This window comes from Fictibacillus phosphorivorans (assembly GCF_023715845.1).
Classification (GTDB): Bacteria; Bacillota; Bacilli; order Bacillales; family Fictibacillaceae; genus Fictibacillus; species Fictibacillus phosphorivorans_D.
In genome coordinates this window covers 256,088-282,914 of sequence record NZ_JAMBOR010000002.1, presented here as the reverse complement: position 1 = coordinate 282,914, position 26,827 = coordinate 256,088, and the positions used below count along the sequence as shown (strand labels likewise).

General features: G+C 39.2%; 29 protein-coding genes. 19 read left to right on the top strand and 10 right to left on the bottom strand.

Features of this window, described 5'->3' with window-relative positions; genetic code table 11:
• Window positions 1–36: 36 nt before the first annotated feature.
• Window positions 37–486 carry a DUF1885 family protein gene (locus M3206_RS03045; RefSeq protein ID WP_251311022.1) on the bottom strand — a complete coding sequence of 150 codons (450 nt, stop codon included), beginning with the start codon at window positions 484–486 and terminating at the stop codon, window positions 37–39.
• A gap of 217 nt (window positions 487–703) precedes the next feature.
• Between M3206_RS03045 and M3206_RS03040 the strand changes: the two genes are divergently transcribed.
• Together M3206_RS03040 and M3206_RS03035 are read left to right on the top strand one after the other, a co-directional pair.
• Window positions 704–1,003, top strand: a complete 300-nt coding sequence (locus M3206_RS03040) for a DUF3055 domain-containing protein (RefSeq protein WP_251311021.1) — start codon at window positions 704–706, stop codon at window positions 1,001–1,003.
• Window positions 1,004–1,099: 96 nt separating this feature from the next.
• Complete coding sequence (locus M3206_RS03035; RefSeq protein ID WP_425590696.1) at window positions 1,100–1,243, top strand: GapA-binding peptide SR1P; 144 nt, start codon at window positions 1,100–1,102, stop codon at window positions 1,241–1,243.
• Window positions 1,244–1,278: 35 nt separating this feature from the next.
• Here the strand turns inward: M3206_RS03035 and M3206_RS03030 are convergent, their stop codons facing one another.
• A complete protein-coding gene (locus tag M3206_RS03030) occupies window positions 1,279–2,754 on the bottom strand; it encodes an aminotransferase class I/II-fold pyridoxal phosphate-dependent enzyme (RefSeq protein ID WP_251311019.1) in 1,476 nt (491 codons plus the stop codon).
• A 199-nt stretch (window positions 2,755–2,953) separates the two neighbouring features.
• Here M3206_RS03030 and M3206_RS03025 point away from each other — a divergent pair, with 199 nt between their 5' ends.
• Window positions 2,954–3,916 carry an NAD(P)H-dependent flavin oxidoreductase gene (locus M3206_RS03025; RefSeq protein WP_251311018.1) on the top strand — a complete coding sequence of 321 codons (963 nt, stop codon included), beginning with the start codon at window positions 2,954–2,956 and terminating at the stop codon, window positions 3,914–3,916.
• A gap of 102 nt (window positions 3,917–4,018) precedes the next feature.
• Here the strand turns inward: M3206_RS03025 and M3206_RS03020 are convergent, their stop codons facing one another.
• Window positions 4,019–4,648 (bottom strand): YktB family protein, encoded by a 630-nt coding sequence (locus M3206_RS03020; protein ID WP_251311017.1) that lies wholly within the window; start codon window positions 4,646–4,648, stop codon window positions 4,019–4,021.
• Window positions 4,649–4,813: 165 nt separating this feature from the next.
• Here M3206_RS03020 and M3206_RS03015 point away from each other — a divergent pair, with 165 nt between their 5' ends.
• Window positions 4,814–5,002: a hypothetical protein gene (locus tag M3206_RS03015; RefSeq protein WP_066289027.1), complete on the top strand. Its 189-nt coding sequence runs from the start codon at window positions 4,814–4,816 to the stop codon at window positions 5,000–5,002.
• A gap of 110 nt (window positions 5,003–5,112) precedes the next feature.
• The gene (locus tag M3206_RS03010) at window positions 5,113–5,907 is read left to right on the top strand and encodes an inositol monophosphatase family protein (protein ID WP_251311016.1); all 795 of its coding nucleotides are present in this window, start codon (window positions 5,113–5,115) and stop codon (window positions 5,905–5,907) included.
• A gap of 119 nt (window positions 5,908–6,026) precedes the next feature.
• On the opposite strand, the gene M3206_RS03005 is transcribed toward M3206_RS03010, so the two are convergent.
• The gene (locus M3206_RS03005; RefSeq protein ID WP_251311015.1) at window positions 6,027–6,197 is read right to left on the bottom strand and encodes a DUF5325 family protein; all 171 of its coding nucleotides are present in this window, start codon (window positions 6,195–6,197) and stop codon (window positions 6,027–6,029) included.
• A 155-nt stretch (window positions 6,198–6,352) separates the two neighbouring features.
• Here M3206_RS03005 and typA point away from each other — a divergent pair, with 155 nt between their 5' ends.
• From typA to M3206_RS02990, 3 genes are all read left to right on the top strand, one after another.
• Window positions 6,353–8,194, top strand: coding sequence for a translational GTPase TypA (gene typA, locus M3206_RS03000; RefSeq protein WP_251311014.1), 1,842 nt, complete (start codon window positions 6,353–6,355; stop codon window positions 8,192–8,194).
• An 80-nt stretch (window positions 8,195–8,274) separates the two neighbouring features.
• Window positions 8,275–8,553 (top strand): YlaH-like family protein, encoded by a 279-nt coding sequence (locus M3206_RS02995; protein ID WP_251311045.1) that lies wholly within the window; start codon window positions 8,275–8,277, stop codon window positions 8,551–8,553.
• A gap of 14 nt (window positions 8,554–8,567) precedes the next feature.
• The gene (locus M3206_RS02990) at window positions 8,568–8,846 is read left to right on the top strand and encodes a hypothetical protein (RefSeq protein ID WP_251311013.1); all 279 of its coding nucleotides are present in this window, start codon (window positions 8,568–8,570) and stop codon (window positions 8,844–8,846) included.
• On the opposite strand, the gene M3206_RS02985 is transcribed toward M3206_RS02990, so the two are convergent.
• From M3206_RS02985 to M3206_RS02975, 3 genes are all read right to left on the bottom strand, one after another.
• The gene (locus M3206_RS02985) at window positions 8,847–9,287 is read right to left on the bottom strand and encodes a hypothetical protein (protein WP_251311012.1); all 441 of its coding nucleotides are present in this window, start codon (window positions 9,285–9,287) and stop codon (window positions 8,847–8,849) included.
• Window positions 9,277–9,477, bottom strand: coding sequence for a YlaI family protein (locus tag M3206_RS02980; protein ID WP_251311011.1), 201 nt, complete (start codon window positions 9,475–9,477; stop codon window positions 9,277–9,279). The genes M3206_RS02985 and M3206_RS02980 overlap by 11 nt, the downstream gene beginning before the upstream one ends.
• Window positions 9,478–9,795: 318 nt before the next feature.
• A complete protein-coding gene (locus tag M3206_RS02975) occupies window positions 9,796–10,431 on the bottom strand; it encodes a YhcN/YlaJ family sporulation lipoprotein (RefSeq protein ID WP_251311010.1) in 636 nt (211 codons plus the stop codon).
• Window positions 10,432–10,571: 140 nt separating this feature from the next.
• On the opposite strand from M3206_RS02975, the gene M3206_RS02970 reads away from it, so the two are divergent.
• Complete coding sequence (locus tag M3206_RS02970) at window positions 10,572–11,906, top strand: PhoH family protein (protein ID WP_251311009.1); 1,335 nt, start codon at window positions 10,572–10,574, stop codon at window positions 11,904–11,906.
• Between the two features lie 55 nt (window positions 11,907–11,961).
• Here M3206_RS02970 and M3206_RS02965 read toward each other — a convergent pair whose 3' ends face one another.
• Window positions 11,962–12,465 (bottom strand): peptidyl-prolyl cis-trans isomerase, encoded by a 504-nt coding sequence (locus M3206_RS02965; RefSeq protein WP_251311008.1) that lies wholly within the window; start codon window positions 12,463–12,465, stop codon window positions 11,962–11,964.
• Window positions 12,466–12,607: 142 nt separating this feature from the next.
• On the opposite strand from M3206_RS02965, the gene M3206_RS02960 reads away from it, so the two are divergent.
• The 3 genes from M3206_RS02960 (at window position 12,608) to pyc (ending at window position 17,704) form a co-directional block, all read left to right on the top strand.
• On the top strand, window positions 12,608–12,877 hold the full coding sequence (locus M3206_RS02960; protein WP_413466112.1) for a YlaN family protein: 270 nt from the start codon (window positions 12,608–12,610) through the stop codon (window positions 12,875–12,877).
• Between the two features lie 200 nt (window positions 12,878–13,077).
• A complete protein-coding gene (gene ftsW / locus M3206_RS02955; protein WP_251311007.1) occupies window positions 13,078–14,238 on the top strand; it encodes a putative lipid II flippase FtsW in 1,161 nt (386 codons plus the stop codon).
• Between the two features lie 22 nt (window positions 14,239–14,260).
• A complete protein-coding gene (pyc, locus tag M3206_RS02950; RefSeq protein ID WP_251311006.1) occupies window positions 14,261–17,704 on the top strand; it encodes a pyruvate carboxylase in 3,444 nt (1,147 codons plus the stop codon).
• A gap of 532 nt (window positions 17,705–18,236) precedes the next feature.
• Here pyc and M3206_RS02945 read toward each other — a convergent pair.
• Window positions 18,237–19,118: a COX15/CtaA family protein gene (locus tag M3206_RS02945; protein WP_251311005.1), complete on the bottom strand. Its 882-nt coding sequence runs from the start codon at window positions 19,116–19,118 to the stop codon at window positions 18,237–18,239.
• A 392-nt stretch (window positions 19,119–19,510) separates the two neighbouring features.
• On the opposite strand from M3206_RS02945, the gene cyoE reads away from it, so the two are divergent.
• The 7 genes from cyoE to M3206_RS02910 all read left to right on the top strand — a co-directional run bounded on the left by cyoE (window position 19,511) and on the right by M3206_RS02910 (window position 26,264).
• Window positions 19,511–20,404 (top strand): heme o synthase, encoded by an 894-nt coding sequence (gene cyoE, locus M3206_RS02940; RefSeq protein WP_251311044.1) that lies wholly within the window; start codon window positions 19,511–19,513, stop codon window positions 20,402–20,404.
• A 176-nt stretch (window positions 20,405–20,580) separates the two neighbouring features.
• Complete coding sequence (gene coxB, locus M3206_RS02935) at window positions 20,581–21,600, top strand: cytochrome c oxidase subunit II (protein WP_251311004.1); 1,020 nt, start codon at window positions 20,581–20,583, stop codon at window positions 21,598–21,600.
• Between the two features lie 30 nt (window positions 21,601–21,630).
• Window positions 21,631–23,475 carry a cytochrome c oxidase subunit I gene (gene ctaD / locus M3206_RS02930; RefSeq protein WP_251311003.1) on the top strand — a complete coding sequence of 615 codons (1,845 nt, stop codon included), beginning with the start codon at window positions 21,631–21,633 and terminating at the stop codon, window positions 23,473–23,475.
• Window positions 23,475–24,095: a cytochrome c oxidase subunit 3 gene (locus M3206_RS02925; protein WP_251311002.1), complete on the top strand. Its 621-nt coding sequence runs from the start codon at window positions 23,475–23,477 to the stop codon at window positions 24,093–24,095. Before ctaD ends, M3206_RS02925 begins: the two co-directional genes overlap by 1 nt.
• A 3-nt stretch (window positions 24,096–24,098) precedes the next feature.
• The gene (locus M3206_RS02920) at window positions 24,099–24,443 is read left to right on the top strand and encodes a cytochrome C oxidase subunit IV family protein (RefSeq protein WP_251311001.1); all 345 of its coding nucleotides are present in this window, start codon (window positions 24,099–24,101) and stop codon (window positions 24,441–24,443) included.
• 133 nt (window positions 24,444–24,576) lie between these two features.
• The gene (locus tag M3206_RS02915) at window positions 24,577–25,446 is read left to right on the top strand and encodes a cytochrome c oxidase assembly protein (protein WP_251311000.1); all 870 of its coding nucleotides are present in this window, start codon (window positions 24,577–24,579) and stop codon (window positions 25,444–25,446) included.
• Window positions 25,447–25,541: 95 nt separating this feature from the next.
• Complete coding sequence (locus M3206_RS02910) at window positions 25,542–26,264, top strand: nucleotidyltransferase domain-containing protein (RefSeq protein ID WP_285876671.1); 723 nt, start codon at window positions 25,542–25,544, stop codon at window positions 26,262–26,264.
• 133 nt (window positions 26,265–26,397) lie between these two features.
• On the opposite strand, the gene M3206_RS02905 is transcribed toward M3206_RS02910, so the two are convergent.
• On the bottom strand, window positions 26,398–26,748 hold the full coding sequence (locus M3206_RS02905) for a YugN family protein (protein ID WP_251310999.1): 351 nt from the start codon (window positions 26,746–26,748) through the stop codon (window positions 26,398–26,400).
• Between the last annotated feature and the right edge of the window lie 79 nt (window positions 26,749–26,827).

Here is a 26,827-nt window from a genome sequence, read left to right as displayed (position 1 = left end):
TGATTGACCTCCTTAAGGAATGTACCCATTTAATTATTAATTCAACCTATTTTTTGGGTAATAATACATGACCCTGCCGTTAAAAAGGTGAAGTTCACCTTTTAATTTTGAAGCTAAGAACTTACAGAACTCATTCGCTTTTCCTTTATCACCGTGTGTAGAGATGTCAGTAAGGGAGACTTGAATATAGCATTGCTGATTTTCTGGAAATTCATCTGAATCATCCTTTTGCTCAAAACCGACTCCAACTAGAATATATCTGTTTTTCCTTGGGTCAGTTCCTCTTAAATAGAACCATTCGTTTTTTGCATCTTCTTTCTCCTCGATAATATAAGGAAAAGCTGCTTCGGAGTACCCCCAAGAAAGCTGTTCTCCGGTTTTACTCGTGATTGATTTGTAATAATGGAACATCTCTTTAACTTCTTCAAGGGTGACAGCTAGTTTTTCAGATGCAGGAACAAGCTTTATGTAAGCGTTTTGGGACATTTGGACTCACTCCAGTTAGTCATTATTAACAATATTTGTTCATACAATAGTTTATCATATTTTAAGAAGATTTTGACAATATAAGTTTGAAAGTCATTTAAAAAGGGAATTACTCTTACATCAATTTTGATCTTAACAGGATATTCAGTCATGTATATCGACAAAGTTTGAACAACCCGTTCGATGAACAATGTTTTATCATACGAGGAGGGATAACATGGAATGGTTTGAAAAATTGTATGACGAGAGTGAGTCCGTTAAGGTTAGGTTTGTAGGTTTTACTACAGACACGGTGAGATATGACTTTGGTATTGTATACACAAATATGTTTTTCGGGAAACCTCTAGTCGTCTGTATGCAGACTGGCAGATCAGCGCTTCTTGATTCCAATGACATGAGAAACCTTGAATATATTAAACAGGTTTTCCACATAAAAAGCTTAAAAGAAGCTGAAGATCTTGTGCTTTTCTTTGAAGAAGCTGTGCCCCATCTCCCTGTTACGGAACAGTATGATTAATTAATGAGCACATTTTTTTAAATGTGTTATACTAAAAGTGTTGACAAACGAAATGTGACATAATATTATACAGATATAGACGAAAGCGCTTTCAAAATGCGAAGGGAGATGGAACGGATGGGAGTAATCATTTGCCAAACGTGTGAGACAACTATTGAACATTTTGAAGAGGAAAAAGTAACTACCTTATATGCTAAAACATGTCCGCATTGCCAAGAGCAATCTAAATTAAAAAAATAGAAAAAGAAGACCTGCATGGGTCTTCTTTTTTTGTGCTATCGGATCGCTACTTGTTCTTTGATCACTTTAAGGTATTTTAAATCGGCATTTTCCGGACCTTGTACAGGTAAACCTGCTTCAAGGTTTTCTTTAATATAGGCAAGGTTTTCGTTTGTAATGATTTCTCCAGGAATGAAGATCGGAATTCCTGGTGGGTATACCATAACAAATTCTGCTATGATTCTGCCGGCTGATTCTTCGAAAGGAACGCTTTCTGTATTTGCATAAAATGCATCACGTGGAGAGAGGGCAAGAACCGGAATATCTGGAACGTGTACCGGCAATGATTTGACTTCTTCCGTTTTAGATGAGCTTTTTTCGTATGATAGCTTAGTCAGTGCTTCAACTAGAATCATGGTGTCTTTTTCATGATCCGCAGTAGTAATCAGACACAAGATGTTATAAAGATCTGATAACTCCACCTCGATGTTGTAATGTGTACGAAGCCATGTTTCAGCTTCATAACCTGTGATCCCAAGATCTTTTACTGAAATAAGCAGTTTAGAAGGATCGTAATCGAAGGTCGCTGAAGTGCCAAGTTTCTCTTCGCCAACACAATAAAGGTTCGGTATTTCGTTTATTTTTGCCCTTGTTTGATTGGCAAGGCGTATCGTTTTTTCTACTAACGTATATCCTTCTGTCGCTAAGCGTCTGCGCGCTGTATCTAAAGAAGCCAGTAGGATATAGGATGTAGAGGTTGTTGTCATCATACTTAATATGGTTTGAACACGTTCTGGCGAGACAAGTCCTTCTTTTATATTTAAAATAGAACTGCCGGTAAGTGAGCCCCCGAGTTTGTGTACGCTTGTAGCGGCCATATCTGCACCAGCTTGCATAGCAGACAGAGGCATCTGGTCATGAAAATGGATGAGAACCCCATGAGCTTCGTCAACAAGGACGGGTACATTAAAACAGTGTGCAACACTTACAATGCCTTTTAAATCTGCCGCAAATCCAAAATAAGTTGGATTGATGACTAGAACTCCTTTTGCATCAGGATGCTGGTTCAATGCTTTTTCAACGCTGTCAGGTGTTATCCCGTGTGAGATTCCGAGTTCAGGATCGATTTCAGGATGGATAAAAATAGGTGTGGCACCAGAGAATACGATGGCTGTCATAATGGATTTATGAACATTTCTTGGTACAAGTATTTTATCTCCCGGCGAAACGACCGACATGATCATCGTCATGATCGCACCACTAGTACCTTGAACGGAAAAGAAAGTATGATCTGCACCAAAAGCTTGTGCTGCAAGATCTTGTGCTTTTTTAATCATGCCTTTAGGGTGATGCAGGTCATCGAGTGGTGTGATATTTATTAGATCGATCGAAAGCGCATTTGGCCCGATGAAATTCTTGAACTCTTCATCCATTCCTTGGCCTTTTTTATGACCGGGGATATGGAATTGCAATGGATTTCGGTCTGCGTGTTCTCGCAAGCCCGTAAATAAAGGAGTTTCATGTTGAGACAATTTAATTACACCTCATCTATTGTTAACTTTTATTTTCATTTATTATTGCTTTTAAAAGAATGTTGCTCAACGACTTCCAAAAGCTTCAATTGTTTCTATCAAGTTTCTATTAGCCTTTTATTTATAAAACAAAAGAAGTATAACAGAAAATGCATGAATATGTAAGTCAAGGATTTGATTTTTGAGGAGGAGAGAATAGATGTTTAAAACACGTGTAACCACTTTGTTAGATATTGATTTACCGATCATTCAAGGAGGTCTAGCTTATTTAGCTTATTCCGAACTTGCTGCGGCTGTTTCTAATGCAGGAGGACTTGGACAGATTACCGCGATGTCGCTTCCTAATAGTGAAGCGTTAAGAACTGAAATTAAGAAAACAAAGCAGATGACATCACGTCCGTTTGGTGTGAATTTTGCAATTGGCCAGCATGGAAGATCATATGAGGAACAATTGGAAACTGCTATTGAAGAAGGAGTAAAGGTTATTAGTATAACAGGGGGAAATCCGGCACCTGTTTTAAAACGATTAGAGAATACAAACATCAAGACGCTTGTATTGGTCTCGAGTAAACGCCAAGCATTGAAAGCGGAGCAGCTGGGAGCGGATGCGGTAATGGCTGTAGGTCAGGAAGGCGGAGGGCATATTGGAAAAGAAGATACAGGAACATTTATCTTGATCCCTGAAGTTGCAGAGTCTTTATCGATCCCTGTAGTCGGTTCTGGTGGGATCGTCGATGGAAAAGGGATGATGGCCGCCTTGGCGCTTGGTGCAGAAGGGATTGAGATGGGGACGAGGTTTATAGCAGTGAAAGAATGCGTGCATGCTCACCCATCCTATAAAAAATGGATACTCGAAAGCTCCGAAAACGATACGATTGTTATCAAAAGGCAGTTAGGTATGCCAGGCAGGACGCTTAATACACCTTTTGCTTTAAAAATTGTTGAAGAAGAAAACAAAAATGGAACATATGAGCATTTAAAAGAATTTATCAGTGGAGAAGCCAATCAGAAATTTATTTATGAAGGGAAGAGTGACGAAGGATTTGGTTGGGCAGGTCAAGGAGCTGGAAGGATCAATGAAGTTTTATCTGTCAGTGAACTGTTTCAGCAAATAAAGGAAGAAGCAAAAGCAGTCCATCAAAAGTGGAACAGCCTTTTCTAACACTTTTCTTACAATAGTGATACATACCCATACATTTAACCAGTACGGCAATATACTAGTGGTAAGAAGCAGCTAAACTTCTGCTTCCTGCCACTTTTTTTATTACAGTTGTTTTTTTAAGTTGTAAAGAGGTAAAAGGGTTTTAAATGTTTCAGAAATCCGTGTAAACCATTCTTGTTCTGTCATGGCAACAGCCTCATCTTTTGAAATATGAACACCGCAAAGTAACTCAGCTTTTTTAACAGAACTTAAACGCTCAGCCATCTCTTTTAATCTTTTCTTTTTAACTTCGCCATGTTTAAAGCTATCAGGCTTAGTATGATCATCCGACCAAACGTAAGAATCAGGAATTTGCTTTTTTATCTGACTAAGATTCTTTAGAAAAGTTTTGCCATAAGAATCCTTAATGGGTGACTCATAGATAAGCGCAAACCAGATAAAAACGTGTGTTTCAAATAATCCAATCTGAAAATGTGGCAGCATTTTGTATCCTCTTTTATTTGGAGCAAAAGCTACCCATGTATCTTTTGGCGGATTCACAGTACGTCTTGCATGTTTGGCAACATGATAAAACATTTCCTCTCCTGTTAAACCTGTAAGTTCATCCGCATATTTAACGCCCAGAGCCTCGAACTTAGGACGTATATGGGTAATGATTTGATCCATTCGCTGCTCTAAACCATCCGTTTTAAAAACATTAAAATCTTGTTCTTTAAATCCATTGAATGTCATGTATGGTCCTCCTGAATAGTAAACGATACAAAAAAAGTTTATCACACAAGCTTATGTTTAAAAAAATGTTTGCTTTAGATTCCGCAAAGTGCCGTTTCCATATACCCCAGTCATTCATAAAATAATAAAAAACGAAATCGAAAAAAGAAAGGATGTGCCGGCGATATGAAACAAGTAATGAATACATTAAAAAGAACGGATGCAGAGAGAAGAATTCCAGTTTTAAAGCTTGAAATTGACTATGAATTAGCTACCTTGTTTGATGCCTTAAAATCTAAAGACCAAAAACAAATAAATGATTCTAAGCGTAAGCTCGAACGACTAAGGCTGGAGCTCGTGAGACTTGAGGCATGATTCAAAGAAATAGCGGGTAGCAAAAACGAATCCATCATGAACGGATGGTTCGTTTTTTTGTGAACAGACCGAATATGACTTATACTATAAGAAAGTCAAGGGGTGAGACGATGGAAAAAGAAACATGTATAAAGATAGAAGAAGCAGCAAAAGCTTGGACGGCTGAAGCCGCAGAGATGCTGCAAAAGTCATTCGAAGATACATTAACGATTACATATAAATCACATATTGCTGACCTTGTCACAAATATGGATAAGAATATTGAAAAGTTTTTTATAGAAAAGATACAAAAGGTGTTCCCTGATCACAAAGTTTTAGGCGAAGAGGGGTATGGGGATGAGATTCAGGATACTTCAGGTATCATCTGGATTATTGACCCGATCGACGGCACAACAAATTTCATTCATCAGCAATCAAATTTTGCAATTTCAATCGGTATTTATGAAGATGGTAAAGGTATAATGGGTTTGATCTATGATGTTGGCAACCAGAATCTTTATTTTGCCAAAGATGGTAAAGGTGCTTTTTTAAATGACTATAAACTTCCAAAATTAGATAAAACGACTCTTTCTGAAGCAGTTATTGGGGTAAACGCTACATGGGTCGGTCCGAATAAAAGAATTAATCACGAAAATGTACAGGAAATTGTTAGAAAATCAAGAGGCACGCGTTCATATGGTTCTGCTGCTATCGAACTCGCTTATGTGGCATCAGGAAAACTTGATGCTTATATGACAATGAGGTTGTCTCCATGGGATTTTGCAGCTGGCCTGATTCTTCTGAATGAAGTTGGGGGAATTGCTACCAATACAGACGGCAAACCGATACAGCTGTTGAAACAAAACAGCATCTTAGCGGCTAGACCTGGTCTACATGAAGAAATATTAAATGTTTTGGTACGGTGAGGCTTAAGCGGGAATAGCGATCCGGAGAATTAAAGCAATTAGCAAGGAAAGGTAACTTTCGTGTAAAAAATCCGTACATAACCAAAGTGAATAATAGTCAAAAAGAAAGAGAGCCTTCTTTATGAACGCTCTCTTTGCTTTTTCTTTAATGTAAATCCAAAACCCATTAAAATGAAAACAGAAATCAAGGATATGATAAAAATAAGTAAACTTTTTTCGCCGATCGCCACACCTATTCCGCATATAGCTAGAGCTGTAAGCAAGGCGATAATAAAGAAAAATACGTTCATGTTGACCTCCACATGTAAAAAAATCAGTAGATGCTGCATAATAAGTGTAACGAATTTACATAAAAAGAAAAAGCCTTTAATTAAATTTGTGATATAATAGTCAAGTTGAACAAAAAAAGATAAGAAAAAGAGATAGGATATAAGGAGAGAATAATTTGAATACAAGAGATGATTTACGTAATATAGCGATTATCGCCCACGTCGACCATGGTAAAACAACGTTGGTTGACAAACTGCTTCACCAATCAGGAACATTCCGCGAAAATGAGCAAGTAAATGAACGCGCAATGGACTCAAATGACTTAGAACGTGAGCGCGGTATTACCATTTTAGCAAAGAATACTGCCATTAATTATAATAACAAACGCATCAATATTATGGATACTCCAGGACATGCTGACTTTGGCGGAGAAGTAGAACGTATCATGAAAATGGTTGATGGCGTTTTACTTGTTGTTGATGCTTATGAAGGCTGTATGCCTCAAACACGCTTTGTACTAAAAAAAGCGCTTGAGCAAAAATTAACTCCGATCGTAGTCGTTAACAAGATCGACCGTGATTTTGCCCGTCCTGAAGAAGTTGTAGACGAAGTAATCGATCTATTTATCGACCTTGGCGCTGAAGAAGAGCAGCTTGAATTCCCAGTTGTATACGCGTCAGCATTAAAAGGGACAGCTTCAATGGATCCAGATCCAAACAAGCAAGATGAAAATATGACAGCGTTGCTTGATACTATTATTGATACGATTCCTGCACCTGTGGATAACAGTGAAGAGCCGCTTCAATTCCAGATTACAATGCTTGATTATAACGACTACCTTGGCCGTATTGGAATCGGACGTGTATTCCGCGGTACGATCAAAGTTGGACAAGCGGTATCACTAATGAAGCTTGATGGTTCCGTGAAAAAATTCCGTGTTACGAAGCTTTTTGGGTTCTTAGGGTTAAAACGTATTGAAATTGAAGAAGCAAAAGCGGGAGACCTTATCGCTGTTTCCGGAATGGAAGAGATCAACGTTGGGGAAACAGTCTGTCCTGAAGGCCAAGAAGAAGCGCTTCCAGTACTTCGTATTGATGAACCTACATTGAAGATGACTTTCTTGGTAAACAACTCTCCATTCGCCGGCCGTGAAGGTAAATGGGTAACTAGCCGTAAGATTGAAGAACGTTTAATGGCTGAATTAGAAACAGATGTAAGTTTGCGTGTTGAAAACACAGATTCACCAGATGTTTGGACAGTTTCCGGCCGTGGTGAGCTTCACCTTTCCATCCTAATCGAGAACCTTCGTCGTGAAGGATTCGAGCTTCAAGTATCAAAACCTGAAGTTATTATCCGTGAGATCGATGGTGTGAAATGCGAGCCAGTAGAACGTGTTCAAATTGATATTCCTGAAGAGTACACAGGTGCGATCATGGAATCACTTGGAGACCGTAAAGGTGAAATGCTTAATATGGTCAACAACGGTTCAGGACAAGTACGTTTAGAGTTCATGGTTCCTGCACGCGGATTGATCGGTTATACAACTGAATTCTTAACACAAACTCGAGGATACGGGATCCTAAACCATACGTTCGACAGCTATAAGCCAATGGTTGCCGGAAACGTCGGTGGACGCCGTCAAGGTGTTCTTGTTTCTATGGAAAACGGTAAAGCAACTCAATACGGAATCATGGGTGTTGAGGACCGCGGTACAATCTTCGTAGAGCCTGGTACAGAAGTTTACATGGGGATGATCGTTGGGGAACATACTCGTGAGAACGATATTACCGTTAACATTGTTAAAATGAAACAGATGACGAATATGCGTTCAGCTAACAAAGACCAGACGGTTACAATGAAAAAGCCTCGTGTTATGTCACTAGAAGAAGCGTTAGAGTACTTGAACGATGACGAGTATTGTGAAGTAACACCAGAGAGCATTCGTCTCCGTAAAAAGATTCTAGACAAGAGCGAACGTGAAAGAGTAGAGAAGAAAAAGAAACTTGCTCAAGGCTAAACTTATTTTTTAAGAAGCGGGAGTGGGGAATCGTGAAAGAACAAGATATCATGGAAGCAACAGGTGAAGGTTCGTCCTCAATGGCTTTGCTGCTGGGGATCGAACACAACGAAGTCAGAGCTTTCTTGCTGCTTTATTTAATCATTACAGTGCTTAGCATCATTGTATTTAAATTAGGATTTGCAAAAAAATTGCCACCGTTAAAATCGGTCGTGATCTATCTGTTTTTGATTATCGGCTGCATACCTTTAGCGTTTTTCGGAATCGGACTTCCAGTCGCAGAAGGCTTGATTGTAGCTGCACTTATCCTGATCATCTATAAGGTAAGATTACACCAAAGTAAAAAAGAAAACGGCTAAGCAGGAGGTTCTAAATGAAACTTATCGATGCTCTTTCCAACTGGCTAAGCATTAAAAAAGTACATGAAGAACGGCCGAATGATTTAGCTGCAAAAGATACTTTTGATTTTTTTAGTGAAATCTTAAGAGATGACCATCGCGTAATCATTCATTCTGTTTCCGTTCAAGGACCGTTTTACATTGTAGCGTTTGAAGTGGACGGAGTGGAACAAACTGAACGATTTTTTGTCGATGCAGTGGATGCTTTATACGAAGGAATACAAAATGAACCCAGATATAACGAGGAGTGCTGATCAATCAGCACTCCTTTTTTTATGTAGAACAGATACAAAGTATCCAATAATCATAGCAAAAAGAAAATGTCCGATCAGCCAAAGTGTAAATGGCAAGCTTAATGGGGGTTGAATGGGCTTTGTGATAGCCAAACGATAAAGAGGAAAAAAGGTAAAGGACATACAGGCATTTATGATTAAAGAGATAAGATAGGGGCGCCTATACGTTTCAGAGAAAAGATCAACAGCTGCTATCAAAACCACTGAAATAACAATATGAGAGAGGTACTGAATCAAAAAAGAGGAAAGAATGGAATCAGGTAAGGGTAAGAAATCAATATTCACTAAAAACGTATAAAGGCTAATTCCAAAGCTTTTTTCTAATAGATAAAAAAAACAAGCCAGCAGGGTGCCGGCAATTGTTCCATAAAAAGTCCAAGTGAATAAGCGATTACCAATCATTGTTTGTATCTGGACTTCTATATAAAGTAAAATTACCTGTAGCTTCCCGCTGGGCTGTTTTTCGAGTAATACGCTCTCTGCATGTTTCGCACATAAAGGTGTGTATGGGTCTATTTCGTAACTTCTTTGCAAGTGAACATTCATTTTCAATAACTTCAATATTATCGCATAATACGCATTTTACACGCATTTGATTTCACCTCTTTCGAATAGTATACCATAAAGAAAAACGTAAATTAAATAAACGAATGAATACCAATAAAGGTTATTAAGTGGTACAGGTATTTTTCAAGAAGAATTAGAGGCTTGTTGTTGGCTGAATAAGACACGGCCGTTAGACAGCCGAGCTTCTTAATATCACACAAAAAAGTATGATAATTCACATAAAAATGAACGATATCACATGTTTTGCCAATTAAAGGAAAATGAAAACGCGCATAGTTTGTACATACATAAGTAACAAAAAAAACTGACAAGGAATGATTCTTCCTTATCAGTCTCGTTATTCTTAGCTTTCGTTTTTTAACCGCTGTGGCTGATTCTTTTTTGATTTTTCTTGTTTTTGCTGGTTATTTTTCAGTTCACGTTCCTCTTTCTCAGAAAGCTGACCGTTGTTTGTTTCTGTAGGAGAAGGTTTGTCAGTATCAAGATTGTGTGGAACTTGTGGCATTAAACGTCCAACGATGCCAGCTAATTCATTCATAATCCCACCGATTGGATGTCCTTGTCGGATCTGTTTTCCCATCTGACGGAGTCTCTCTACAAGATCGGGATCTGCGGTTACAACCGCATTTCTACCGTTAGGATCATCCTTAAGAGCTTCTGTTACAGAGTATTTAATCGAACCGACCCGAGAATTATCAAGGCTGCGGTCTACGTCAATTCCTACAACTGCATATGGACCTAAGACAACAGCTGTGGCATCTTCTACCCCTGGAATCCCTGTTGCTAGGCTAACGAGATGCTTTGAAACCTCCTGAGAACCTTTTGGCTGAGCTTGTTTCTTGCCTTGTGCTGTTTGATTTACTTTAGTCAGACGTGGTGTATTTTTATCGCTTTGCTGTGCATTATTATTGTTTTCATTCATGCAGCCAAAAAGAACAAAGATTGCACTCATTACTGCAGCTATTCGTAATGTCTTCAAAATCATATCAGTCCTTTCCAAGTCATTTCCGTTATTTTTTGTTCATTCTTCTAACTTTATTCCTTCACACATACATTTTTAATAGGCAGTCCATAAAAATGCACTGAATAGATAGGATTACATTTAAGTCAGGAGGCTGAATGTTGAATAAACGATACGTCCTAGATACAAACGTGCTTTTGCAGGATCCCTATTCCATCCAATCATTTGGGGACAGTGAGGTAATCATACCTGCGGTAGTTTTAGAAGAAGTGGATTCCAAGAAACGTTATATGGACGAAATTGGGAGAAATGCAAGAGAAGTTTCCCGTCTTATTGACCGTGTCAGGCAGAATGGCAAACTCCATCAAGGGGTACAGCTAGAAAATGGGGGAAAGCTTCGTGTTGAGCTAAATCATAAATCCTTTCAAAGGCTTCAGGATACATTTGTTGAACCGACGAATGATAATCGGATCCTTGCAGTTACACTAAATTTAAAACAAGAGGAAGAGGCTAAGAAAAGCGGTGTCAAAGTAATATTGGTTTCAAAAGATGTATTGGTCCGTGTAAAAGCAGATGCTCTTGGGATAGATGCAGAAGATTTTTTAAGTGACCGTGTAATTGATAAGAATGACCAGACTTATACAGGATATAAAGAGATTTATGTACAAGGTGAACTATTGAATAAATTTTATGAAAAAAATGAACTTCAGCTGATCGAACTGACTGGGCATTCCTTTTATCCACATCAATTTGTCATTTTAAAAGATGTTTTTAGATCCTCGGTTTCAGCCCTTGGGAAAGTAGACGAGTTTGGCAAAAGTTTAAAGCCTCTGCGATATGATTCTGAACAAGTATGGGGGATACGTGCTAGGAATGTTCAGCAGAAAATGGCGTTTGAATTATTACTGAGAAAAGACCTGCCATTAGTTACCTTGATCGGAAAAGCGGGCACTGGAAAAACGCTCATTACACTGGCAGCGGCATTACTTCAAACGGAAGACTTGAAAGATTACATCAAGTTATTTATCGCCCGTCCAATCGTTCCTGTAGGGAAAGATATTGGCTATCTTCCAGGCGAGAAAGAAGAAAAACTCAAACCTTGGATGCAGCCTGTCTATGATAATCTCGAATACCTTTTCAATACAAAAAAGCAGGGGGAACTCGAAAAGATTTTAGCTGGTATCGGCTCAATCCATGTTGAGGCCCTTACCTACATTAGAGGGAGAAGTTTGCCAGATCAGTTTATCATTATTGATGAAGCTCAAAACCTGACGAAGCATGAAGTTAAAACGATTCTCACCAGGGTAGGAGAAGGTAGTAAAATTGTGCTTCTGGGTGATCCTCAGCAAATTGATCATCCCTATTTGGATGAATTTACGAACGGATTGACGTATGTAGTGGAAAAATTTAAAGACCAGGCAGTCAGCGGACATGTACGGCTGGAAAAAGGGGAACGTTCGTCATTAGCTCAAATAGCAGCAGACCTCCTGTAAAGAAAAAAGACAGCTTCTTAAAAGGAGCTGCCGCGTTTTGATTTTGAAAATTTATTTAAATAACTGTGATAGCTGTGACTCGTTTGATCGGATTTTCTTTGTTACTTCCATCCCCAAAGTAAAAGTGAACCGGTCCGTCTTCTTTTAATGGTTTACCATTTTCAGAAAAAGCCAAGTAACCGTCTTGTGCTTCTTTAAGTGTGATTTCAACATTTCCGTCACCTGTTTCAAAACGTACTTTTTTCGCTTCAGGTTGCGGTTGTGCATTATAGATAAAATAAGATAAAGAAATCGCGAAAGAACCGGTCAGAAGAGTCTCTTTTAAGGTTTTTTTCGGTGTTTGTTTGTCCTTTTCAGCTGGAGGGACAGCACCTTCTTTTAATTCTCTATCCCAGTGAGCAGAAACGTCTTTTAAGTATTTTTCTTGCTCGCTTTCTTTGTCTTTTTGCTCATCAAACAATGTGTTAAGATTTTCTTTTCTATCATCAAAAATCCAAACACCAGGATCTAAAGTCAGCGGGTAGTTTACTTTCCCGTTAAGGGCAACGATGAATTCCATATGTACCTCCTTGATTTGAAAACACTACTAAAAGCATAGCATGAATATATGAATACTGTAATATGTTGATTTTTTTCAGACAAACCGGTATATTTAAAGTTAGAAATTCGTTCGAACGGAGGGATGATCATTGTCAGCTGAGATGGCAACTGGACATCGGGAAAGGGCATTTGAACTCTTAAAAGCAGATGCAGATAAAATCCTGAAATTGATTGAAGTTCAAATGGAAAACTTAACTATGCCACAATGTCCCCTCTATGAGGAAGTATTGGATACGCAAATGTTTGGTTTATCCCGTGAAATAGATTTTGCAGTCCGCTTGAATTTAGTAGAAGAAGAAGCGGGCAAACAATTATTGGAATCGCTCGAAAAACAGCTCACTGCATTACATGATGCATCTATGAAAAAATGATACACAGCCAGTCCGAAAAAACATTTGGACTGGATTTTTTTATATTTATAAAGAAACCTTTATTTTTAATCAAAAACTGGTACAATGTTACGAAATAATATGTTTAAAGGATGACCCGCAGGCTGAATCATTAAGAAAAAGAATTTCTGTGTTACAATATCTAATAATTATGAAAGTTAGAGAGGAGAAAGGTGGAAAAAGTGAAAAAAGCAGTAAGACCCTATGACTATTCTCTTTTAGTGGCTGTGCTTATTTTATGCAGTTCGGGTTTAGTCATGATCTACAGCGCTAGTATAGGGGTAACGATTAATAAATACGATTATAGCAGCAGTTTTTTCTTTACAAGACAACTTATCTTTTTAATTGTGGGGCTGCTTTTAATGTATTTTACGATGAGGTTCAACGTACAGATCTACAAAAAATTAATGCTTCCAATCGTACTGGTATCTATAGGAGTGCTGGTTGCCGTTTTGATTTTTGGGCGAGAAGTAAACAATGCTAAAAGTTGGTTATACATAGGCCCAGTCGGAATTCAGCCTGCTGAGTTCATCAAACTAACACTCGCCATTTATCTGGCTGCTATCTATTCAAAGAAACAAGGTAAGATGCATGACTTTAAAAAAGGCGTAATTCCTCCACTCAGCATCTTTGCCATTATGTTTATTTTAATCATTTTACAGCCGGATTTAGGGACTGCCATGATTGTAGCAGGTGTAGCAGGAATTATTCTTTTTTGCTCTGGGATTAAATTTAAACATATTTTTTCAATGGCCGCGTTAGCCGGAATAGTGGGGCTTGGGATTTTCTTTCAGCTGAGTGATGAACAGCTTTCTCGTTTTGACGCCGCTTTTGCACCATTTAAAGATCCGGCAGGTGATGGTTACCAGCTTGTAAACGGTTATATTTCTATCGCGGCTGGCGGGATAACGGGAAGCGGTCTTGGACAAAGCATCCAAAAATACGGCTTTTTGCCTGAACCCCATACTGATTTTATCATTGCGATCATCGCTGAAGAATTAGGTTTTATAGGTGTGTTTATCATCATTGCTCTTTTGGGGTATATCGTTTTGAAGGGATTCTGGATCGGTATGCAAAGTGATGATATTTATACGAGTCTGCTAGCCTTTGGCATTTCTGGCATGATCGGTATCCAAACAGTTGTTAACTTAGGAGCGGCAGTAGGTTTGTTGCCTATCACTGGTGTCCCGCTTCCGTTTATATCTTATGGCGGATCTTCCCTTCTGTTGTTCATGACATCGATGGGAATTCTGATAAATATTTCTGCAAAAGTAAAAGTGAATAAGAAAGTACCTGACAAACAACCGAATGTAAAAAGAAAGAGATTAGAAGCCATCATGTAACGGTAAAAGGAGAGGAACTTGTATGAGCAGAAAAATCAGCAAAGTCTTAGTAGCAAACCGAGGAGAAATTGCAATTCGAATATTCCGGGCATGTACTGAACTGGATATTAGAACTGTAGCCATATATTCAAAGGAAGATACCGGTTCCTATCATCGTTATAAAGCGGATGAAGCGTACCTGGTCGGGGAAGGGAAAAAGCCGATAGATGCATATCTCGATATCGAGGGAATTATTGAGATAGCAAAAACAAACGGTGTAGATGGAATTCATCCTGGCTATGGTTTCTTGTCAGAAAACGAAGAGTTTGCAAAGCGATGCCGTGAAGAAGGAATTATTTTTATAGGTCCTGAAGAAAAGCATTTGGATATTTTCGGGGATAAAGTAAAAGCGCGACAAGCTGCTATTGATGCGAATATTCCAGTAATCCCAGGAAGCGATGGTCCTGTAAACTCACTGGATGAAGTGAGGTCCTTCGCAGAACAACATGGTTTCCCAATTATCATTAAAGCTTCAATGGGCGGCGGAGGCCGCGGTATGCGAATTGTCAGAAGCGAAAATTCATTGGCAGAAAGCTATGAAAGAGCAAAGTCTGAAGCAAAGGCTGCTTTTGGTAAAGACGAAGTGTATGTTGAGAAATTCTTAGACAAGCCAAAACACATCGAAGTACAGATTCTTGGAGACTATGAAGGGAATCTCGTTCATCTCTACGAGCGTGATTGTTCCGTACAAAGAAGACATCAAAAAGTAGTTGAGGTAGCACCGAGTGTTTCCCTAACTGAGGAACTGCGTAACGAGATTTGTGAATCTGCGGTTTCATTAATGGAGCATGTTGGATATGTGAATGCAGGAACTGTTGAGTATCTTGTGACGCCAAATGGTGACTTTTATTTTATTGAAGTTAATCCGCGCGTACAGGTAGAGCATACGATTACTGAGATGGTAACGGGTATTGATATTGTTCAATCCCAAATTCTTATTGCTCAGGGCTTCTCATTGCACAGTAAAGAATTAGGAATTCCGCAACAGTCGGAAATTTATTGTCATGGATATGCGATTCAATCGCGTGTTACAACTGAAGATCCTGCCAATCAGTTCATGCCAGATACCGGAAAAATCATGGCATACCGTTCTGGTGGTGGATTCGGAGTACGACTGGATGCCGGTAATGGTTACCAAGGTGCAGTCATCACACCTTTTTATGATTCATTGCTTGTGAAAGTTTCAACATGGGCATTATCTTATGAGCAAGCTGCATCTAAAATGTTAAGAAATTTAAAAGAATTCCGTATTCGTGGGATCAAGACCAACATCGCTTTCCTAGAAAACGTGGTAACCCACAAGAAATTCCTGTCAGGAGACTATGATACTTCCTTTATTGATACGAGCAGTGAATTGTTTGTGTTTCCTAAACGTAAAGATAGAGGAACAAAAATGCTTTCTTATATTGGAGCAACAACGATCAACGGCTTTCCTGGTCTGCAAAAACAAGAGAAACCAGTGTTCAACCAACCTCGTATCCCTAAAGTAAAACGGACTGAACCTATTCCAGAAGGAACAAAACAGCTTTTGGATCGTGAAGGACCGGAAGCAGTTGCTCAATGGGTCAAAGACCAGAAGAAGCTATTGCTAACTGATACTACTTTCCGAGACGGTCATCAGTCGCTACTTGCCACACGTGTAAGAACGAACGATCTTCTTCATATCGCAGAGCCTACTGCCAGATTATGGCCAAATATGTTCTCCATGGAAATGTGGGGTGGAGCAACGTTTGACGTAGCTTATCGTTTCTTAAATGAAGATCCGTGGGACAGGCTTCTAAAGCTTAGAGAAAAAGCGCCAAATGTCTTGTTCCAAATGCTTTTAAGAGCATCGAACGCAGTAGGTTATAAAAACTATCCGGATAATGTCATCGAAGAATTTGTTAGAAAGTCTGCGATGGCTGGAATCGATGTCTTCCGAATCTTTGATAGCTTAAACTGGGTGGAAGGCATGAAAGTCGCGATTAACGCTGTACGTGAAACAGGGAAAATTGCTGAAGCAGCTATTTGCTATACAGGAGATATCCTTGATAAAAACCGCACGAAATACGATCTAAACTATTACGTAAATCTAGCGAAGGAACTTGAACAAGAAGGTGCTCACATTCTTGCGATCAAAGATATGGCAGGACTGTTAAAGCCTCAAGCAGCTTATGATCTCGTTTCAGCACTAAAAGAGTCAATTGACATTCCGATCCATCTTCACACACATGATACGAGCGGAAATGGTATCTATACCTACGCAAAAGCAGCAGAAGCTGGTGTAGATATTGTCGATGTGGCAGTGAGTGCAATGGCAGGAGGAACATCACAGCCAAGTGCTAACTCGTTATACTATGCACTAACAGGCAATGAACGACAGCCAGATTTGAACATCCAGCATGCAAATCAGCTTTCCGGTTATTGGGAAGATATCAGAAAGTATTACTCAGGCTTCGAAAACGGCATGAACGCTCCAGATCCAGAGGTTTACGAACATGAGATGCCTGGTGGCCAGTTCAGTAACCTGCAGCAGCAAGCGAAAGCTGTCGGCCTTGGAGAGCGCTGGGATGAAGTGAAGCAGATGTACCGACGAGTAAATGATATGTTTGGAGATGTTGTTAAAGTAACACCGTCTTCAAAAGTCGTTGGTGACATGGCGCTTTATATGGTGCAGAATGATTTAACTGAGGATGAAGTCTATGAAAGAGGAGAATCACTCGATTTCCCTGATTCCGTTGTTGAATTCTTCCAAGGTTACCTCGGACAGCCATATCAAGGGTTCCCTCGTGAACTTCAGCAGATCATCCTAAAAGGTAGAGAGCCTTTAACGGTTCGCCCTGGTGAAACGCTTGAAGCTGCTGATTTTAAAGATATAAAAGAAACGCTTTTCCATAAGATCAACCGCCAAGTTACGAGTTTCGATGCTCTTGCCTATGCTTTGTATCCGAAGGTGTTCTTAGACCGTGAAAAAATGCACGGCCAATTCGGAGACATCTCTGTTCTGGACACACCTACATTTTTCTACGGCATGACATTAGGTGAACAGATCGAAGTTGAGATCGAGCAAGGAAAAACGCTTATTGTAAAACTCGTTTCGATCGGTGAAGCTCAAAGTGATGGATCTAGAGTTCTCTATTTTGAGCTTAACGGGCAATCTCGTGAAATCGTCGTTACCGATGAAAGTGCAAAAGTAACGGTTTTAGCTAAACAAAAGGTCGATCCTTCGAACCCTTCTCAAATCGGGGCAAGCATGCCAGGAACAGTGATCAAAGTCTTGGTTGAGCCAGGGGAGACAGTGAAGAAAGGCGATCATTTGATGATTACCGAAGCAATGAAAATGGAAACTACCGTCCAAGCACCATTTGACGGGCGAGTTAAAACCATTTCTGTATCAAACGGAGAAGCCATCAGCGCCGGCGATCTCTTGATCGAACTAGAAAAATAATCACTAAAAAGACGTCTCATGAAGAGGCGTCTTTTTTTAGTGTGGATTTTAGTTGATTTTATTTTGGTATTTACCAGGTGAAACTTTGTGAGATGTGCATAGAACCTCTTAAATGATGTATAGAAGTCACATTTTTGTGCATAGAAAAGCGTAATATGCATAGAGCCTAGTTTTATGTGCATAGACGAATCAAATTAGTGCATAGGATTCGAAAATTATGCCATAGACCTCACAATACAGTGCATAGAAAACCTTTTACGTTATTTCATAATATACAAAAAGTCTGACACGCACAGTTGGCGTCAGCCAAGTTTCAGTATAAGTAAGAATTCCGGCTTTTTTAGAAAAGATAAGGGGCATTTCCTAGTATAAAAAGCTAGAAAAGCTGGTGATTCTTAGCCCGACAGATGCTCGGGTACTCACGGTTCAACTTCATTCCAGTGTTCGCGCAGACTAATAACCCACTTCATTTCTATAAAAATAGCTGACAGCTAAGTCTCCTATATGACCTAACTGTCAGCTAATAAAAAAACTATTTCCGATAAATGATCAAAGTTACGAAACTGAGTGTTCCGAATAAGAATGAAATGATTAAACCATGTGATAAAGCTACGAATAAGTTCAAATCGGATAAAACGATCATGGCACCTGAAACACCTTGGAGTAAAGCGAATAATGCAGCATACATCAAACCTTTGTTTAATGTAGTCTGATTTCTATAAAACTTTCTGGCATGATACCACGAGTAGACGATCCATACGAACAATAGAATAGCTGCCATTCGATGGAGAAAATGTATGCTGGCTTGAGAACCTAATTCAGTAATCGTACCGCCGCATGTCGGGAACTCTTGCCCGCATCCCATACTTGAACCTGTATGTCTTACTAACGCGCCAGTGTAAACAACCGCATATAAGTAAGCAAAGAGCCAGTAGAGGTTCTTTTTAAATGCTGCAGAAACTCTTGCTGTATAAGGATTCTCACGGTCTTCAAAAGATAGCAATGCAATTAGCAGTACGCTGGCAAATGATACGAGTGAGAAACCAAAATGTGAAGCAAGTACTGCAGATGACTGACTCCATATAACTGCCGCCGCTCCTAAAAGACCTTGGAGAACAATGAAAAATACAGCTGATACAGCGAGTATCTTAACTTCTTTTCTTGGATCTCTTTTCCACGCCCATATCGCTAGAATGATTACTAAAATGCCTAACCACGCAGATACATAGCGATGACTGACTTCTATAATCGTTTCAAGCTTAGGCTGAGTCGGGAGTAATTCTCCATAGCAAAGAGGCCAGGAATTACCGCAACCATCGCCAGAATCTGTTTTTGTAACAACAGCTCCCATAAGTAAAACGAGGAGCATACCGAATGAAGTAATAATAGAGAATAATTGATAAGCTCTTTTCACTTTTAATTCACCTGCTTCATAGTTCTATAAACTTCACAAAATTGTAAAAAAATTTGCTAGTAATCCTACCGAGCTGATAGTACAAATAATATAAGGTACTGTCGGTACGAGTCGAAGTATACAAAGTACTTGTTTTGTTTTATAATGTTAAAGGACATTTTCTTTACTTTCTTTGTACATTCTTATCCTAACATATGGGGAAATCAATCTACTTTACATATTGTGAACAGATCAAGACAATTTTTAACCGTTGATTTTACGTACAAGCCCATATAGAATGAATGAGGGCTTATCTTACACTTGAAGAAAGAATTGGAACTGAATTCCCCTTAGAAGGAGGTGTATCTGTGTTGAGCAAAACACCAACTGCATATGAAGCCGCTAACAAGGTTATGGAACCGGGACCTCTTTCAGAAGCAAGACCAACGGGTACTTGGAAAGATTTCTTAACCATCGCAAAACTTGGAATTGTAATGAGTAACTTGATTACGACTTTTGCGGGGTTCTTCCTAGCCCTAAAGTATAATGGTTATTTGCTTACAGACAACATCCTTCCATTAGTATTGTGTATACTTGGAGCGGCGTTAGTTATTGCCGGAGGATGCTGCTTAAATAACTATATAGATAGAGATATCGATCAGCTTATGGAAAGAACCGTAGAAAGACCAACTGCAACAGGCCGTATTTCTGCCAGTCAGGTCCTATGGGTGGGAATTATTCTATCAGGTATAGGAACGGTAATGCTTGCGATGACGACAGCTACAGCAGCAGTTATTGGATTGATTGGACTATTTGTATACGTTTTCGTTTATACATATTGGCTAAAGCGTACTCATTCCATTAATACAGTGGTAGGTGGTGTCTCAGGGGCTGTACCTCCGCTAATCGGATGGGCTGCAGTAGATGCGAATCTTCATTGGATCGCATGGATCTTATTCCTGATCATGTTCTTATGGCAACCACCGCACTTTTTGGCACTTGCCATGAAACGCTGTGAAGATTATCGAAAAGCTGGCATTCCTATGCTCCCAGTCGTATCTGGATTTGGAATTACAAAGCGCCAGATGATTTGGTATGTAGCGGCATTGCTCCCAGTGTCTCTTTACCTGTTTGATTTTGGGATGGTATATCTAATTTTGGCTGCCGTGTTAGGTACAGGATGGCTAATTTTAGCTCTCTCAGGATTAAAAACAAAAGATGATATGAAGTGGGCGCGAATGATGTTTGTGTATTCATTGAATTACATGACAATCATGTTTGTCGCAATGATTCTAGTAAATATTTAATATGATGGTTTACAAATTGGAACAGCGTGAATTTGGCTGTTCCTGTAATTGCCTTTACATAAAAGGGCTTTCATAAGCTATTTTGCTATTTCCATTCAAATATCTTTTTATTTGAATTGAATAGATAGAAGATCAGTCAAGACAGACTACAACGAGAAAGTGGGGTATATGTAGTGATGAAAAAATGGCTACAAAAAGGACGTATGGTTTCCTTATTTGCCATGTTGGCACTCTTATTGATGGGGTGCGGAGATCCGACTCTATCGGCGTTAATTCCGCAAGGTGAAGTTGCTGACAAACAGTTCCAGCTAATGCTGATTTCAATTAGTATTATGATTCTGGTTCTAGTGGTAGTTTTCGTTCTTTATGCATTTGTATTATTGAAGTTTAGAAAGAGAAAAGGTGACACATCTACACCGAAGCAAGTGGAAGGTAACCACATGCTAGAGTTATTATGGACTGTTATTCCTATTCTTTTGCTTATCATTTTAGCGGTGCCAACTGTTATGAGAACGTTTGAATTCTCTGCAGATGCAAAACCGGCTTCAAAAAATGAACTGAGCATCAAAGTAACAGGTCACCAATACTGGTGGGAATTTGAGTATCCAAAAGAAGAACTGATTACTTCACAGGAATTAGTATTGCCTGCGGATACAAAAGTTCATGTTGAGTTATCCTCTGCTGATGTTATCCACTCGTTCTGGATTCCTTCATTAGCAGGTAAAACAGATACAAACCCTGGGGATAAGAACAAAAACTTTATGTGGTTTGATACTGGGAGCGAAACAGATGTTGTGTACAAAGGTAAATGTGCTGAGCTTTGTGGGGCATCACATGCTTTAATGGATTTCAAAGTAAGAGTTGTTTCTAAAGAAGACTATAAGAACTGGGTTGCAAGCTTTAAGGCTGCGGACGGTAAATCTTCTGCTAATGCAAACGGACAACAAGTCTTTGAAAAGAACTGTATTTCTTGCCACGCAGTTGGACAAGAAGGCGGTAACACAGGACCAAGCCTAAATGGTTTTGGTGATAAAGACCGTGTAGCAGGTATCTTAGAACATAACAAAGAAAATCTGAAGAAATGGATCAAAGACCCTCAAGAAGTGAAACCAGGCAATAACATGCCTAAAGTAAACCTTTCTGATGAGGAAATTGATGCGGTTTCAGATTACTTGTTAGATCTTAAATTGAAATAGTCTTAAGCTTTGAAAAAAGGAGGTTACACCGTGGCAACTCACGAAAGTCACAAAAAGAGAAGTGGGCTAATGGATTGGCTCACTACCGTTGACCATAAAAAAATCGGTATTTTGTATCTTTTGGCTGGCGGATTCTTCTTCCTAATCGGAGGACTCGAAGCCATCTTGATGCGTATTCAATTGATGGAGCCAGACAGCAAGATCTTTACTGGCGAACTTTATAACCAATTATTAACCATGCACGGTACAACAATGATCTTCTTGGCAGCCATGCCGATCATCTTTGGATTTATGAACGCGATCCTTCCATTGCAGATTGGTGCGCGTGACGTAGCATTTCCATATGTTAACGCAGTAGGTTTTTGGTTATTCTTTTTCGGTGGATTATTATTGAACCTTAGCTGGTTCTTAGGCGGAGCACCTGAAGCAGGATGGACTGCTTATGCACCTCTCTCCACTGTAGCAGAAGATACAGGTGTAGATTTCTACGTTCTTGGTCTTCAGATTGCTGGTGCAGGTACACTTGCCGGGGGGATCAACTTCCTTGTAACAGTTATTAATATGCGTGCGCCTGGTATGACATTTATGCGTATGCCTCTATTTACTTGGGCTTCATTTGTAACATCTGGACTTATCTTATTTGCATTCCCTGCACTTACAGTAGGATTCTTCCTGCTAATGTTTGAACGTGTATTCGATGCTAATTTCTTTAATCCAGATATGGGTGGTAACGTATTGATCTGGGAGCACATTTTCTGGATTTTTGGTCACCCTGAAGTTTACATATTGATCTTGCCTGCCTTTGGTATTATCTCTGAAGTAGTTTCTACTTTCTCAAGTAAACGTTTGTTCGGATACAGCGCAATGGTATTCGCAACAGTTCTTATCGGATTTTTAGGATTCATGGTTTGGGTCCATCACATGTTCACGGTTGGTCTTGGACCTGTTGCAAACTCCATTTTTGCGGTTGCGACAATGGCGATTGCCATTCCGACTGGTGTTAAAATCTTTAACTGGATCTTTACGATGTGGGGCGGACAGATCCGTTTCACAACAGCTATGCTATTTGCTGTAGGATTCATACCAACGTTTGTAATGGGTGGAGTTACAGGGGTTATGCTTTCTGTACCTGCTGCTGACTACCAATACCATGATAGTTATTTCGTAGTAGCTCACTTCCATTATGTAATCGTTGGTGGTTTGATTTTAGGATTATTCTCTGGGTTATACTACTGGTATCCAAGAATGTTTAATCGAGTGTTGAATGAAACACTAGGAAAGATAAACTTCTGGCTGTTCTTTATTGGCTTCCACTTAACCTTCTTCCCTCAACACTGGTTAGGTCTGATGGGGATGCCAAGACGTGTTTATACGTACATGTCTGGACAACAGCTTGATGGTTCAAACTTTGTAAGTACAATTGGGGCAATCTTAATGGGTCTTGGGACAATTGTATTGTTAATCAATATTGTTATCTCTGCTTCAGCGAAGCATGCAGCTACGAAAGATCCTTGGGACGGTCGTACCCTTGAGTGGGCAATGCCGGTTCCAACACCTGAATATAACTTTGCTCAAACACCGCTTGTTCGTGGACTTGATCCGTTGTATGTTGAAAAAACAGCGGGCAATGGTGAAATGACACCAGCTGAACCTGTAGGTGAAATTCATATGCCGAATGGTTCCATCCTGCCATTCTTCTTATCATTGGGTATGTTTGTTGCAGGTTTTGGATTTATTTATGCAAACTGGATCGTTGCTATTGTTGGTCTAGGCGGAGTATTAGTAACCATGTTCCTTCGCTCTGTTATTGACGATCATGGATATCATATTCATAAAAAAGAAGTTGAAGCAGACATTAAAGGGGGTAGAGCTTAATGAATGCTGGAGAACGTTTAACAGATGCTAATTTCCCTGCTCATCCGGAAAAAGCTACCCTTGAAGGTAAAAATAAATTTTTAGGATTCTGGCTTTTCCTAGGTGGAGAAACCGTTTTATTTGCTACTCTATTTGGAACGTATTTAGGTCTAAGAAAGATGCATCTAGATGGTCCATCTGGGGAAGAATTATTCTCACTGCCGTTAGTATTTTTGGCAACTATGCTTTTATTAACAAGTTCTCTTACGAGTGTATATGCCGTACTTTCTTTGAAACAAAACAAAGTACGTTCTTTACAAGGCTGGTTTATCGTAACCTTACTGCTCGGACTCGGATTCCTCGGCCTAGAGATTTACGAGTTTATACACTATGTTCATGAAGGACATACTTTCACTAGTTCTGCATTCGGATCTGCGTTTTATTCATTAGTTGGTTTCCACGGAGCTCACGTATTGTTCGGAATTCTTTGGATCTCAACTTTATTGGCCAGAAACTGGAACAGAGGTATTACATTAGCTAACGCACCTAAGTATTATTTGTTTGCTCTTTATTGGCACTTTGTCGATGTTGTATGGGTATTCATTTTTACAGTTGTATATCTAATGGGAAAGGTGGGTTAATCAATGGCTAATCACCATAATACTACTGAACCAACCGTGCATCGTCATGAGGAAATTCAGCGTAAACTTGCCTTAAAAGAGGAACGAAAGCATCACAATGTTTCCTTTGTTATGATGATTCTTTTAACGATTGTAGCGTTTTTCGCTATTTGGAGTGATAAGATCAGTGATTCTTTTGCTGTTATCTTTATCCTTACATTGGCTGTTGTCCAAGTGTTTTTCCAGCTTTATGTCTGGATGCACTTAAGCCACAAAGGGCATGATTTCCCTATATGGGGTATGGCCAGTGGTGTATTGGTTGCAGCTGTAACTGTAGCCTCATTAATGGCAATGATCTGGACATCGTAATAAATAAAAGGGCTGCGACTTGCAGCCCTTTTTTATTTGTTACAAAATTAAGAATTGTCCCGTCTTACCATTACAAGGAATTAAAAGACTGTTATAGTTATAGTGAGCAGTATCCTAAAAGGAGATGACAAAATTGCATCACAATCATCATATGCCCTCGAGTCTAAGTGAATTTAGCTGGTATGAGCTTTATCCACCATCTGTATATATCATTTCTATCCTGTTGGCCATCATTTATTTTAGATGGATCATAAAAGAAAAAGACGGCACATCTATCGCAACAAAATGGAATATTGCTGCAATGGTTTCATCAATCGTTCTATTTATCGCGATTAAAGGAACACCCATACAAATCTTGGGTCATCATTATCTGTTTAGTGTTCATATGGCACAAATGGCAGTATTATATTTGATGATTGCACCATTGTTCATCTTGGCTATTCCGGAGAAAAAATGGAAAAGCTTTCTTGAGAAAAGTCCATTAATCGCAAAAGTGTTTCATGCACTTACAAAACCATTAATCGCATTAATCGTTTTCAATGCTCTTTTTTCGTTTTACCACATACCTGTAGTATTTGATGCAGCAGTATCAAATGTATTTATTCATTATACCTATCATTTTATACTTATTGTGACTGCCTTCACGATGTGGTGGCCAGTTCTTTGTCCCGTAAAGGAACTTGACACACTTTCAGATATTAAGAAAGTGGGATATGTTTTTGCAAATGGTGTTTTAATGACACCAGCTTGTGCTCTGATTATGTTTGCTGATTATACACTGTATGAAACTTATAGAAATGTTCCTAGGATCTATGCAACCATGACGCCTTCAGAAGATCAGCACGTTGGCGGTGTTACGATGAAAATATTCCAAGAAGTCATCTATGCTTTTGTATTAGGGCTGATCTTCTACCGATGGGTAAGAAAAGAAAGAGCGCGTGACAAGGCTGATTTAGATATGATTAAAAGTCAAAATAACAGACTTGATCCGCAGATGAAATAACCAGTAAATACTGGTTATTTTTTTTATTAAAAAGATGGAATCCATCCTTTATGTTTTTGAATGTATATAGAAAGCGAATGATGGAGGAGAAGAACATGAGAATCAGTGCGAGACAAGCAGCAAGTAAATTTATTGAATCTTATTTTCCGAACTGTGAAGTGGCCTATTTGGCTGGAAGTGTAGTCAGAGGAGAAGAAACCAAAAGTTCGGATCTAGATATCATTATTATTGACAGCAATATAGGAGAATCCTATCGTCAGTCACTAACCGAATTCGATTGGCCGATAGAAGTATTCGTTCATAATATGTTTACGTATAAAGATTTTTTAAAAGAAAATGTTGATCGCGCAAGACCATCTCTTCCGCAAATGTGTGCAGAAGGCATTATCCTGCGTGATACCGGACATGCGTCACGAATTAAAAATGAAGCACTTCAACTATTGAAAGCAGGGCCGACACCTTGGAGATCAAAAGAGATCGAAAAGGCTAGATATCATATCACTGACCTTTTAAACGATCTTGAAGGATCCGTCAATGATGTTGAGGATTTGTTCATCGTGTCAAAGTTAGCCGACTTAGTCCATGAGTTTGTACTCAGGGTCAACGGTCATTGGATCGGAGAAGGAAAGTGGATTATAAGGGCATTAAAGGAATTTGATGAATCATTTGCAGATGATTTTGCTGAGGTGTTTAACTTTTACTTTAGCAGTCGTGAAAAAGAACGTGTCATTCAGTTTGTAGATGAAACGATTGCTCCATTTGGCGGGAGACTTTTCGAAGGGTACTCTTCACATGCACCTAAAAGCGCAGCTGAATAAGGTTGTTGCCATATGGAGAGTACATACTAAAAAAAGCAGCCTTCTTGAAAAGAGTCTTTAATAAAATAAAAAAACCGGTGACTTTCAACCGGTTTCTTGGGTTCCCTCTGATCAAAAGAGGGGATTTTTCATTTTATACATGAAGTTCATTATGAAGGGCTTCGATCAACTTGTTGCATTGCTTCACAACATGTTTCGGAAACTCTTCATCGTATTCTACACCGTGTGGATAATAGTGCTTACCTAAGTATGGAGTACCTAGTTCAACCTTAGCGTGAGGTGTTTCTGTTTCTCCTTCAATGACATGACAAGGAAAGCGGAAATAGTAAACATCACCATTTGTCATATCTTCAAATTTGTAGTCGTATGTAATACGGTCATAGTCCCATTGCCCAGCGCGGATCATTCCGTGGCTTGCCATGACATGTTCTAAAAGTGAGAATTCAATTACCTTCCCGTTTAAGCCGCTTTCTTCAAATTTCATTGTGAAACCTCCTAGGATAATTCAATAAAAATAATAATCACTTCTTAATGATATTATGAAAGCGCTAAAGATGCAATCA